The 12,414-nt window shown below is 49.5% G+C and carries 9 protein-coding genes; 6 read left to right on the top strand and 3 right to left on the bottom strand.

What is annotated here, in order from left to right:
• Nucleotides 1-284: 284 nt before the first annotated feature.
• Nucleotides 285-821: a peptidylprolyl isomerase gene (locus SCIP_RS02310; protein ID WP_040590516.1), complete on the bottom strand. Its 537-nt coding sequence runs from the start codon at nucleotides 819-821 to the stop codon at nucleotides 285-287.
• An 81-nt stretch (nucleotides 822-902) separates the two neighbouring features.
• Nucleotides 903-2,747 carry a glycoside hydrolase family 13 protein gene (locus SCIP_RS02315; RefSeq protein WP_231851929.1) on the bottom strand — a complete coding sequence of 615 codons (1,845 nt, stop codon included), beginning with the start codon at nucleotides 2,745-2,747 and terminating at the stop codon, nucleotides 903-905.
• 264 nt (nucleotides 2,748-3,011) lie between these two features.
• Here SCIP_RS02315 and orn point away from each other — a divergent pair, with 264 nt between their 5' ends.
• From orn to SCIP_RS02335, 4 genes are all read left to right on the top strand, one after another.
• Nucleotides 3,012-3,740 (top strand): oligoribonuclease, encoded by a 729-nt coding sequence (gene orn, locus SCIP_RS02320; RefSeq protein WP_006292910.1) that lies wholly within the window; start codon nucleotides 3,012-3,014, stop codon nucleotides 3,738-3,740.
• A 1-nt stretch (nucleotide 3,741) separates the two neighbouring features.
• Nucleotides 3,742-5,244, top strand: coding sequence for a PIF1 family DEAD/DEAH box helicase (locus SCIP_RS02325; RefSeq protein ID WP_040590518.1), 1,503 nt, complete (start codon nucleotides 3,742-3,744; stop codon nucleotides 5,242-5,244).
• 92 nt (nucleotides 5,245-5,336) lie between these two features.
• Entirely contained in the window at nucleotides 5,337-7,133 is a 1,797-nt protein-coding gene (locus tag SCIP_RS02330; protein ID WP_006292912.1) for a proline--tRNA ligase, read from the top strand.
• Between the two features lie 198 nt (nucleotides 7,134-7,331).
• Nucleotides 7,332-7,868: a single-stranded DNA-binding protein gene (locus SCIP_RS02335; protein ID WP_048349255.1), complete on the top strand. Its 537-nt coding sequence runs from the start codon at nucleotides 7,332-7,334 to the stop codon at nucleotides 7,866-7,868.
• A 187-nt stretch (nucleotides 7,869-8,055) separates the two neighbouring features.
• On the opposite strand, the gene SCIP_RS02340 is transcribed toward SCIP_RS02335, so the two are convergent.
• The gene (locus tag SCIP_RS02340) at nucleotides 8,056-10,146 is read right to left on the bottom strand and encodes a M13 family metallopeptidase (protein ID WP_006292920.1); all 2,091 of its coding nucleotides are present in this window, start codon (nucleotides 10,144-10,146) and stop codon (nucleotides 8,056-8,058) included.
• Nucleotides 10,147-10,343: 197 nt separating this feature from the next.
• Between SCIP_RS02340 and map the strand changes: the two genes are divergently transcribed.
• Entirely contained in the window at nucleotides 10,344-11,138 is a 795-nt protein-coding gene (map, locus tag SCIP_RS02345) for a type I methionyl aminopeptidase (RefSeq protein ID WP_006292922.1), read from the top strand.
• 96 nt (nucleotides 11,139-11,234) lie between these two features.
• A complete protein-coding gene (gene prfB, locus SCIP_RS02350; protein ID WP_048349256.1) occupies nucleotides 11,235-12,347 on the top strand; it encodes a peptide chain release factor 2 in 1,113 nt (370 codons plus the stop codon).
• Nucleotides 12,348-12,414: the final 67 nt, after the last annotated feature.

Below are 12,414 nucleotides of genomic sequence, written 5' to 3' on the forward strand. Positions count from 1 at the left end.
GAAGCTCTCTTATCCAACTCATTTGAGTAGCACTTCCTAATTCTAACAATAAGACTTACAATATGCGGAGATCGCAGCATTACCACCTGCAACCAACCAGGCAACCGCAGTCAAACCGTTCCAGCGATGCTGCTGTCTGAATCGTATGGAAATTCAGCAAAGCGTGATAAGTATCTGCACAAGCCCGGTTACTTATCTATACTTGCCAACCATTATTCGTCAGTTTCTATTCATTAGCTGTTTGGAGAGGAAGAGCAAGTATAGATAAGTATATATATATAAAATTACTCAGTAACTTCAATGCTTTCGATGAAAACTGGTTCCAAAGGGGCATCGCTGCGGCCGGTCTTTACAGAATCAATCTGATCGATTACAGCCTGAGAGGTGGCGTCAGTTACCTCGCCAAAAATGGTATGGTGACCGTCAAGCCACGGCGTAGGAACGGTAGTAATGAAAAACTGAGAACCGTTGGTTCCGTGGATTTTCCCATCGCGACCCCGGCGCTGGCCGGCATTTGCCATGGCTAGGATGTAAGGCTTATCGAATTTATGGTTATTAATTTCATCATCAAATTCATAACCGGGACCGCCGGTGCCGTCACCCAGAGGGCAGCCGCCTTGGATCATGAAATCCTTGATAATTCTGTGGAAAGTCAGGCCATTGTAGAAGGGATCGGTTCTTTTCATCCCATCCAGAGGGTCGGTCCACTCAATAGTGCCTTGAGCTAATCCCACAAAGTTGGCAACGGTTTTGGGGGCATCCTGGTCAAATAAATCAGTGGTTATAGTACCCATGGAAGTGCGAATTACTGCCTGTGTCATAATCAATATCTTTCTTAGTTTTTGGTTTTGTTCTTCTGTATTTTTATTCATGAGCTGGCTTTACTGGAGCAAGCATAAATCTTACTTGTCAAGAATAACCCAAGCGGTGGTATCTTGTGGAAGATGTCCATCAGCCGTTAGAGGACCTGAACTGAGAACCAGGCTGCCTGCGGGCAGTTCTGCTGCTTCTGAGCTGAAATTGGTTACTGATGCCCAGCCGTTGGCTCGGGCAAAAGCAAGAACTCCTCCCGTCAGGCCATTTGCTCCGTCTGGCTGGCCAGAGGAGCGATCGCAGTCAAGCCAACGCAACGATGTATCTGCGGTCTGTAGATTGTGTCGTATAGACATGGCTTTTCTGTAGAGCTGGAGCATAGATTCAGGATTTGGCTCCTCCACGTCCACGCTGAAGTCTTTGAACCATCGTGGCTGGGGCAGGTGGGGCCTGGAGGTGGAGCCGTTAGGAGAAAAGCCATAAGAGACAGTATCCACTGACTCCCACGGCAACGGTACCCGGCAGCCATCCCGACCTTTTTGTATATCAGATCCAGCGGTATTAAAAGCCGTAGGATCCTCCAGTTGGTCCCAGGGGATATCGGCTACCTCAAAAAGTCCCAGTTCTTCCCCCTGATAAATATACATAGAACCGGGGAGGGCAGCTTCCATAAGAATGGCAGCCCGGGCACGGCGGGTTCCTGTTTGGCGATCTTCCGGATAAGACTTTCCATCGCGCAGAATCCAATCTAGCGCAAATTGATGCAGGCTGGGAGAAGGAACCTGAGGAAGGGCAAAACGGGTAGCATGCCGGGGAACATCATGGTTGCTCAAAACCCAGGTTGCAGGGGAATGAGCACGCTGGGCCATAGCCAGTCCTTCTTCAATCGCCAGATGGAACTCATCCCGGGCCCAGTTCACCTTGGCGAACTCAAAATTAAAAACCTGTCCCAACTCGTCATTACTGGCGTACAAATACTGCCGGTCAGGGTTAACCCAGGCTTCAGCCACGGCAAAGCGATGAGGACTGTACTCATTGAAAACTTTGCGCCACTGACGATAAATATCATGGACTTCATTCCGATCAAAAAGAGGGTGGGAACCATTGGATGGCAGGCTGGCTTCAATAACCGAGTAGGAATCCAGATCATCCCTATCTAAGTCCTTGGCCAGGCCGTGAGCAACGTCTACCCGGAAGCCATCCGCTCCATGATCAGACCAAAAACGAAGAGTAGTCAGAAAATCTTCACGAACGCGGGGATTTTTCCAGTTCCAATCCGGCTGTTCTTTGGCGAACAGGTGCAAATACCACTGTCCATCTGCCACCCGGGTCCAGGCAGGGCCGCCAAAGTGAGATTGCCAGTTGGTGGGAGGCAGCTCTCCATTTTCTCCCCGTCCATCCCGGAAAATATACATATCGCGCTCGGGAGAACCAGGTTCGGCTTTCAGGGCCGCCTGAAAACTGGGGTGGAGGTTGGAGGAATGATTGGGAACAATATCAACGATGACCTTCAGCCCCCTTTGATGGGCTGCATCTGCCAGGGCATCAAAATCATCCAGAGTACCCAGGCGGGGGTCCACATTACGGTAGTCGTCCACATCATACCCTCCGTCTGCAAGTTGAGAAGGGTAGAAGGGGCTGAGCCAGAGGGCATCGATCCCCAGATCGTGTACATAGTCCATGTGAGCGGTTATTCCCGGCAAATCCCCTAAACCGTCACCGTTACTGTCGCTGAAGGAACGGGGATAAATCTGATATATAGCTGCCTGCTTCCACCAATCATTGGGATCTGACAACTGACTTAGTTGCTTAGCTGCTTTCGTTCTTTCAGCTGCTTTGGGCCCTTCAGTTGCATGGGCCTGGCTTGTCTCCTTGATTTCCTCAGTGTTCTCTGGTTCCAGCGCCATGGGAGTCCTTTCCTGCACGGTTGTCATAAAGGGTTAAGAATCGACACAGTCAGTCTAGCCCTTCTTCTTGTCTTCGGCCTTGCCCTCCTGTGTTGAGATTTTTATCCTCCCTGGAGAGATTTGCGGCTGCCTGCGCGCCTATATTGGTGACTGTCTTTCCAGAATATTGAGCAGGCCCTATGGCATAATGAAACGTTATGTCTCAGGACTCGGTTGATTATATCGTGTAGGTCACAGGGGCTGAAGATGATCAGACGGTCGTCAGTGAGACAGGCAGGAAGGCAAGAAACCATGACAGCGACTGATAATCATACAGCCCACAGTGATAATCAAATTTTTGATGCAGGCAAATCCCGGCTGATCTGGATAGACTGCGAAATGACTGGCCTAGACATTGACCATGATGAATTATGCGAGGTTTCAGTCGTCCCTACAGATTTCAATTTGACTGTGCTAGACAGGGGGATTGATCTGGTAATCAAGCCTTCTCAGGGAGCCCTGGACCATATGGGAGATTTTGTTCGCCATATGCATACTGTTTCTGGTCTGCTTGAACAGATGAAGGAAGGACTGGTTCTGGGTCAGGCGGAAAAGCAGGTTATAGAGTATGTCCGTCCTTTTCTCCCTGAGGAAGGTCAAGGCAAGGCCCATCTGGCAGGCAATACCATTGGTTCGGATAAGAAATTCCTGGACAAGTTCATGCCCGGACTGATGGGCTTGCTTCATTATAGAACGATAGATGTTAGTACTCTCAAGGAGCTGTCCCGCCGCTGGTATCCTCAAGTATATTCAAACCGGCCGGTCAAGCATGGAGGCCATCGGGCCCTGGCCGATATTATCGAGTCCATTGATGAATTGCGATATTACCGTCAGTCCATGTTCCTGCCCCAGCCGGGATTGTCTGCTAATCAGGCAGCTGCCGTCTGTGCTCAGATTGAGGAGACAAGTCTTCTGCGGACATACGAGCGGGAAGGCGATCCGTTGACAGAAACCACTTCTGCTGAGAAGAAAGATTACTAAACTGAAACAGTCACAGGCGCTGAAAATCATGTCTTCTGGAGCTTCAGTCTTTCTGACTGGGGCTCCGGGGGCGGGTAAGACATATGTTCTTAACCAATTTATTTCCCAAGCCCGCAGCAAGGGGGAGATCGTTGCAATAACAGCCTCAACAGGCATAGCAGCGACTCACATAGATGGACAGACTATTCATTCCTGGAGCGGAATTGGGGTTGACACAGTTCTGACCGCATCGGTTCTTAAGCGGATTAAAACCCGCCGCCGCAGAGCCATCAAAGACACGGATATCCTGGTTATTGATGAGGTATCCATGATCCATGCCTGGCTTTTTGACATGGTCGATCAGGTATGTCGATCTATAAAACGGTCAGACCAGCCTTTTGGCGGTATCCAGGTGATCCTCTCCGGAGATCTCTTCCAGCTGCCTCCGGTCAGCAGAACCCGTGCAAATTCTGACCCTTACAGCATGGCTGAGCCCAGTCCAGAGTTTCTTGCAGCCAGACAGTGTTACGCTCAGGAAGGCCTTAATCCTGAGGGATTTATTACCCAGGCTTTGTGCTGGAAGAGACTGAATCCTGTCATTTGTTATTTGACTGAGCAGCATCGGCAGGATGCAGGTGAGCTCCTGTCAATCCTGACTGACATCCGTTTAGGACAAACCACAAACGATGATATTCTATCCCTGTCCAGCAGAGTAGGCCTTAACCCTGATTCGTCAGATCTTGTTCATCTTTTCCCCTTCAACCGTGCTGCTGATGCCTTGAATCAGAGCCAATTAGACAGAATTCATCAGGATGAGCATATTTTTCTTGCTCAGTCGGCAGGATCTGCTCAGCTGGTGCAGCGGCTGAAGAAGAATATGCTGGCCCCGGAACAGCTTGTGCTTAAAGAAGGCGCAGCGGTGATGGCCCTGCGCAATGATGCGGATCGGCAGTTCGTGAATGGTTCTTTGGGGAAAGTTGTTGGGTTTCTTAATCGAAAGAAGGGCGGTTATCCCATTGTTGAATTTGATAATGGGAATACGGTCACCATGTCTCCTGCTACCTGGGAAATGCTGGATGGGGAAGAGGTCCTTGCTGCCGTCAGCCAGGTTCCTCTCCGCCTGGCCTGGGGAATAACTATTCACAAATCACAAGGAATGACTCTGGATAGGGCTGTCATGGATTTACGGAGAACCTTTGCGCCTGGTATGGGCTATGTTGCCCTCTCCCGGGTTCAGTCCCTGGAAGGTCTGTATTTGCTGGGAATCAGCTCTCAAGCATTTTATGTATCTCTTGACACTATTAGGGAAGATGCTCTTCTGCAGCAGATGTCGGGCAGTCACATTTCCAATCTGGAAAATCTGAAAGATGAGAATCGCCAGGGCATAAATCCTCAGGATATGAATCCAAACGAGGCAAATCTCCATGGCGGAATCTGGGAGAATCCTCAGGAAGGAAGGGGAAGGGACGTGGAAATTGAGAAATATGACGGAAGGGAAGAATTTGGGCAAGGCCAGCTTTTTTAAATTTCTTTCCTGAATTTCTAATCGAAAACTTTTGATCTTATGCGGCTGCTGACTGCTTATTTTGTCTGCAAAAGACCGTAATGTGTGGGATTATGAGTTCTCAAGCATTACGTATGTCCTCTTTGTTCCTGCGCACGTTGCGCGATGACCCGGCTGATGCCGATGTCGATTCAGCCAAACTTTTGATTCGGGCTGGCTATATTCGAAAGATCGGCCCGGGCTTATATTCCTGGCTGCCTCTGGGACTGAGGGTTTTGAACAAGATTGAAGCTATTATTCGCGAAGAGATCAACGCGATTGGGGCACAAGAGGTTCATTTCCCGGCCATGATGCCCCGAGAGCCCTATCAGATGTCCAATCGCTGGGAAGAATATGGGGATAATATCTTCAGGTTTAAAGATCGGCATGGGGCTGATTATCTGCTTGCTCCCACCCATGAAGAAATGTTTACCCTCATGGTTAAGGACATGTACACTTCGTATAAAGATCTCCCCGTAACCCTCTATCAGATTCAGGGCAAATATAGGGATGAATTTCGTCCCCGTGCCGGTATGATTCGCGGCCGTCAGTTTGTCATGAAAGATGCCTATTCTTTCGACATCGATGAGGAAGGCCTGAAAAAGGCTTATCTTCAGGAGCGGGGAGCGTATGAGCGCATTTTTCACCGGCTGGACCTGAACTATGTTATTGTTCATGCTGTCTCCGGTCCTATGGGTGGTTCTGAATCCGAAGAATTCTTGGCTCCTATGCCGATTGGTGAAGATACGTTTGCCCTGGCTCCGTCTGGGAAAGCTTGGAATGTTGAAGCTCTAACCACTCCGGAATCCGAGCCTCTAGATTTCAGTTCTATTCCAGCGGCTCAGGTAAAAGACACCCCGGATTCCACTACTATTGACAGCCTGGTATCGCAGTTTAATTCTCTTCACCCTCGGCAGGATGGACGGCCATGGCAGGCTAATGACACCTTAAAGAATGTGATTATTGCAGTCAAACATCCTGATGGGAACAGAGAAATTGTGGCTATTGGCCTTGCAGGGGATCGTCAGATTGATATGAAGCGGCTGGAAGCAAGCTTTTCTCCGGCTGAAATTGAAGAAGCTACTGATGAGGATCTCAGGAAGCATCCTGAACTGGTGAAAGGCTACATTGGGCCTGGCGTTTTGGGGCCTCAAGGGCGTTCTGCCGGCAATAAAGAGGCAGTGCGCTATTTGTTGGATCCGCATGTGGTTCGCGGTTCTTCTTGGATTACTGGCGCTAATGCCGAAGAAAAGCATGTATGCAATCTGGTGTATGGGCGTGATTTTGAGGCCGATGGAACGGTTGAGGCTGCCGAAGTCCGCCACGGGGACATGAGCCCTGATGGGTCTGGTCCCTTGAGTTTTGAGAGGGGAGTAGAAATCGGTCAGGTTTTTCAGCTGGGACTGAAGTATTCTCATGCTATGGGCCTGAAAGTTCTTAACAAGAATGGCCAGGCAGTTCCCGTATGGATGGGATGCTATGGAATTGGTGTTTCCCGGGTCATGAGCTGCATAGCAGAAACTCATCATGATGATAAAGGACTCATCTGGCCTGCAGCTATTGCCCCTGCCCAGGTTCATCTGGTGGCGACGGGCAAGGACGACCGGGCCTTCCACATTGCCGACGACCTTCTGCATCAGCTGGAGGGAGAGGGAATTGAGGTCCTCTATGATGATCGTCTTAAGGTATCTCCAGGTGTTAAGTTTAAGGATTCCGAACTTCTGGGAATGCCCTTGGTCCTTGTTGTAGGACGGGATGCCGTGAATAATGGTACTGTTGAGATTCGGAACCGACGCAGCGGTCAGGTACAGATAGTGCCGCTGGAACAGGCTTTTCACACTGTGAAAGAGACGGTCGGACAGCTGAAATAATTTAGAGCAGCAGAGTACATACAAGGGACAGGTGGAGATTGACTTATCCATCAATCCCGTGCCGGGGAATGTGGAAAACTCAAATGTGAAGGTACATTTGACCACATTCCTCTTTTGCTTTTTCATTTCCCTTCCCTGTGGTGCATAGTGGATTTATCTGCAGGAATCAGCCAGCAGATAAATCTCGAAAGGATAGCTATGGTACAACAGGCATTAACAACAGTGGTGGGTTTTGTAGGTCAGGAGCCTAAACGAGTCTCTGCAGACAATACTATTCCTATCTGCCGTTTCAGGGTCGCTGCAACTCGAAATTATTGGAATCGCAGAGAAAATCGCTGGCAAGAAACGTCAACAACGTGGATGGACGTTCGTTGCTATAGAAATCTGGCCCTCAACGTTATGGCCTCTCTCCATGTGGGAGATCCGGTGATCGTTTTGGGCAATCTGACGACAGACAGGTGGGAAAAGGACGGTGCCAAACGCAGCATAACCGTCATTGATGCTTCCAGTATTGGTCATGATTTATCTCAAGGGAAGGCTGCTTTTATACGAATACGCCACACAGACGATGATTCTGCCCACGAACAGGCCCCTTCTCATACTGATGATCCTATCCTTGGAGCGGAAGCAGATCCTCGTGACCTGTCTTCTGGCCCTATTCCGGGTGTTTCGGCTGGGCAAGAAGAAGAGTTTCAGGTCGGGGAGGAATTGGAGGATGACATGGTTCCCAACTGATAGAAACTTCGATAAGAACGTTATACTTGTCCTCGCCTGGCTTTTTATGCCTGTCTTGATTCCTGTGTGTGACACTTATATAGTCTTAAGCAGACATAAAGAAGGCGGCAGGGTACCCTGCCGCCAGGCTGCCAGCACAATCACACAACCAGTGTAATCACATAAAAGGTAATCTCAACTGGGTGTGCTACCAGATGCGGACTCGCTTATCAGGCTCGATGTACAAACCGTCACCCTGGTGAACATCAAAGGTTTCATAGAAGCGATCCACGTTAGCAACAATTCCGTTGACGCGGAATTCTGCAGGAGAATGAGGATCAATTTGCAGCATCTGTTCTGCGTAGTTTTCCGTTACTTTTTCGCGCCAAATGTGTCCGTAAGACAGGAAGAAGCGAACCAGAGCGGAGCAGCCATCAATAACTTCTGCCTTGTTCAGGGCGGCATCCATTTCTTCCCGGGAATCGTCCTTAGCTCCCAGAGAGATGGCCAGGGCCTTCAGCGAGATATTGACACCGCTTAAATCACCAATGTTCTCGCCGGTAGTGAAAGCACCGTTAACGTGAGGCTGTTTATCTTCCTTACCTTCGGCCTTGTACTTGTCGGCGACAATCTGAGGGGTGAAATGATTATACTCATCAATCAGCTCAGCTGTTCGGGCAGTGAAGTTGGCATGATCCTGCTCGGTCCACCAGCTAACCAGGGTCCCCTTGCCGTCATATTCGCTGCCTTGGTCATCAAAGCCGTGACCGATCTCGTGGCCGATAACAGAACCAATTCCACCGTAATTGGTGGCGTCGTCAGCTTCTGCGTTAAAGAAAGGAGGCTGAAGAATGGCTGCGGGGAAAACAATGACGTTGGTATTGGGGGAGTAGTAGGCATTGACAGTCTGAGGAGTCATCTCCCATTCACCCTTGTCTACAGGCTTGCCTACTTTACCCAGTTCGTAACCATTGAGCCAGTAATAGCTGGATCTCAGATCCTTCACCAGGCCGTAGTCATCGGCAATATCCATCGCGCTGTAATCTCGCCACCGCTCGGTGTAACCGATCATGGGGGTGAAGAGGGACAGCTTTTCCAGTGCCTTCTTCTTAGTATCTTCTCCCAGCCAGGTACTGCCGGTAATGGAAACTCGGTAAGCTGCTATCAGGTTGGCAACCAGCTTCTCCATCCGTTCCTTGCTGGAAGCTGGGAAGTGGCGGCGAACATATTCCTTGCCTACTTCTTCTCCCACGGTACGGTCAACCAGCTGAACCGCCCTCCTCCAGGGGTCGCGCTTCTTGGCTGTACCCATCAAGGCCTTGCCATAGAAGTCAAACTGGATGTCATCCATTTCTTTTGTCAGGGCTCCAGCCCAATGGATCAGCAGATGGGCCCGGGTCCACAGTTTCAGATCATCTACAGAGGCTTTCTTCCACTCAGCATTCAGACCGGTAAGGAAGTCAGGTTCAGCAACAACAACCTGGGAGAATACTGTTCGTATATCTACCGGTAAACTTTCTGCTGCAGGAGTGTCATTATAAGCCTCTTGCCAGGCATCCAGCCAGGCACTGATCGAATAGTCAGACAGAGTCTCATTCAGCTGGACGTAGGTGAATCGATTATAGGTTTTGTTGACATCGCGAGTTTTCACATTATCCCAGTGATGGGAGGCAATAGCTGTCTCTACAGCAAGCACGGTCTGTCCCTGTTTGCCTGCCTCCTTGTCATCTGCCGCATAGCCAGCAGCAGACAAGAGGCGTCCCAGCATGTGGAGGTAAGCCTGGCGGATAGGCTCAAAATTGTCTTCTCGGTAATAAGCTTCATCTGGCAGACCCAAACCCCCTTGTTCAATAGTAAGCACGTTGATGTCGGGGTTCTTGGAATCTGCTGTTACATAAAACTCGAAAGGAGTGGGGCCTCCGGCAACATTGAGTTTTGCCAGAACACGAACCAGTTCATCCTTGCTGTCTGCATTGTCAATCAGGCTTAGTTCTTCCCTGATGGGGTCAAGCCCTGCCTTTTCTCTAGCCTGAGTGTCCAGGTAGGCTCGGTAGAGGGCAGCAGACTTAGGGGAAGTTTCGGGAGCATTTTCCAGAATATCTTTGATGTTCTCCTGAGAATCATCGATGAGCTTATCGAAAGCTCCGAAACGGGGCTTATCGGCAGGAAGCTGGTAAGTGTCCAGCCAGGGGCCATTGACATAACGGAAAAAATCGTCCTGAGGACGAACTGTAGTGGAAAGGTTATCGAGGATGCCCTTGAGCTCGGCATCATTATGCTCTGATATTTTTTGTGACATAATACTATGGTACTTCATTCAAGGATTATTGTTTTTCATCATGTCTGGAACAGTTCGGATTGTGAGATTCCCCCTCATTGCTGTCAGGCAAGTGGTTGAATGCATGAACCAAACAGGTACGGGGCAGAGTATGCTAGCAGATTAGTATTAGTAATGAGCATTATCCATTCATATGATGTGTAAGCAAAAGAGGCTACATGATCGAGCTGAAGACAGACAGAGAAATTCAGGCCATGCGTCCTGCAGGCGCATTTGTAGGAGATATACTGGAGCATCTGCGCCACATGACCAAGGTCGGCACCAATCTACTGGAGATCGATAGCTATGTTAAGCAAAGGATTGATCAACGTCCCGATGCTCAATCCTGCTATGTGGACTATGCTCCCGACTTTGGAACTGGTCCCTTCCGTCATTACATCTGCACTTCAGTGAATGATGCTGTTCTCCATGGTGTTCCATATGACTACAACTTGAAGGATGGAGATCTGATAAGTCTTGACCTGGCAATCAGCGTTGGTGGCTGGGTTGGCGATTCAGCTATCAGTTTTGTGGTAGGAGAGCACAAGCGGCCAGAAGACCTGCGGCTCATCCAGTGCACCGAAGAGGCTCTGCACGAGGGAATTAAGCAGGCTATTCCGGGGAACCGCTTAGGCGACATTTCGTCTACAATCGGTCAGGTTGCAGCTGATTATGGGTACCCGGTTAACCTGGAATTCGGCGGTCACGGAGTGGGACATGTGATGCACGGAGATCCCTATGTTCCCAATGACGGTCGCGCTGGCAGAGGTTACCGCCTGCGTCCTGGTCTGGTCATAGCTGTTGAGCCCTGGTTCTTTGAGACAACAGATCGTCTTTATCAAGATCCCCGTGATGGCTGGACTCTGAAATCGGAAGATCATTCCCGAGGAGCTCATTCTGAACATACCATTGCTATTACCGATGATGGTCCTGTTATTCTGACCAAACGGCCGCATGAAAAGGATTTTAACTAAGGTAAGCAAGAGGGTAAACAGGCCTTGTTTGTGCGGAGCCTGTTAAAAAATCGCAGATTTTCCGCCGCTATCTCCTTTTAGAGTATTGTTAGGTTTGTGGCAGACTATGATTTTACGCAGGATTTGAGCGAAGCTCGTTCTAAATTTGAGACGATCAGTTCGGCTCTTGGCCGACAGAACCTGGCTGAGAAGATCGTTTCCCTGGAAAAGGAGGCTAGTGCCCCCGGTTTGTGGGACGATCAGGAGAATGCTCAGCTGGTTACCAGTAGGCTTTCTCAGACTCAAAATGAGGCAAAACGACTTGACGATTTGGAACGACGGCTTGACGATATAGCTACCTTGTATGAGCTGGGAAGCGAAGAAGACGATCAGGACAGCAAGGCGGAGGCTGAGAAAGAGCTGACTGCCGTTCGTTCTGATTTGTCTGATCTGGAAATCCAGACTTTGCTTGACGGAGAATATGATAATCGTGCTGCCGTTGTTACCATTCGTTCCGGTGCAGGTGGGGTAGATGCGGCTGATTGGGCGCAGATGCTTATGCGTATGTATTTACGATGGGCCGAAAGGCATCATTATAAAGTACAAATAATGGATACTTCCTATGCGGAGGAAGCTGGCATCAAGTCGGCTACTTTCGAAGTGGATGCCCCCTATGCTTATGGGAAATTGTCAGTCGAGGGCGGAACACACCGTTTGGTGAGAATATCTCCTTTTGACAATAACTCACGGCGACAGACCAGCTTTGCTGCGGTTGAGGTTATTCCACTGGTAGAACCAACCGATCATATAGATATTCCTGATTCTGATATTCGGGTAGATACCTATATATCTCACGGTCCCGGCGGCCAGGGGGTCAACACTACCTATTCTGCTGTCCGAATTACTCATATTCCTACTGGAATTGTGGTGACTATGCAGGATGAGCGCAGCCAGATTCAAAACCGCGCTGCTGCTATGTCTGTGCTTCAATCCAGACTTCTGGTCATGAAGCAGGAAGAGGAAGCGGCGAAAAAGAAGGAACTGGCCGGTGATGTCAAGGCAAGCTGGGGCGATCAGATGCGTTCCTATGTTCTGCATCCTTATCAAATGGTCAAAGATCTGCGAACCGGCTATGAAACGTCCGATCCACAGAAGGTTTTTGACGGAGATATTGATGCCTTTATTGATGCTGGAATCCGCTGGCGACATCGGGAACGGGCCAAAGAATAGGCATCAGCCGCTCCAGGGCATAGAAGAGCAAACAATGACTTATGGCTTTAGAGCTCAAAACACAGGT

The organism is Scardovia inopinata JCM 12537, assembly GCF_001042695.1.
Taxonomy (GTDB): Bacteria; Actinomycetota; Actinomycetes; order Actinomycetales; family Bifidobacteriaceae; genus Scardovia; species Scardovia inopinata.

Excerpts from the sequence above, each read along its gene's own strand:
- SCIP_RS02340 (WP_006292920.1), bottom strand. The coding sequence starts at position 10,146 with ATGTCACAAAAAATATCAGAGCATAATGATGCCGAGCTCAAGGGCATC.
- orn (WP_006292910.1), top strand. The coding sequence starts at position 3,012 with ATGACAGCGACTGATAATCATACAGCCCACAGTGATAATCAAATTTTT.
- SCIP_RS02310 (WP_040590516.1), bottom strand. The coding sequence starts at position 821 with ATGACACAGGCAGTAATTCGCACTTCCATGGGTACTATAACCACTGAT.
- SCIP_RS02335 (WP_048349255.1), top strand. The coding sequence starts at position 7,332 with ATGGTACAACAGGCATTAACAACAGTGGTGGGTTTTGTAGGTCAGGAG.
- SCIP_RS02315 (WP_231851929.1), bottom strand. The coding sequence starts at position 2,747 with ATGACAACCGTGCAGGAAAGGACTCCCATGGCGCTGGAACCAGAGAAC.
- map (WP_006292922.1), top strand. The coding sequence starts at position 10,344 with ATGATCGAGCTGAAGACAGACAGAGAAATTCAGGCCATGCGTCCTGCA.
- SCIP_RS02330 (WP_006292912.1), top strand. The coding sequence starts at position 5,337 with ATGAGTTCTCAAGCATTACGTATGTCCTCTTTGTTCCTGCGCACGTTG.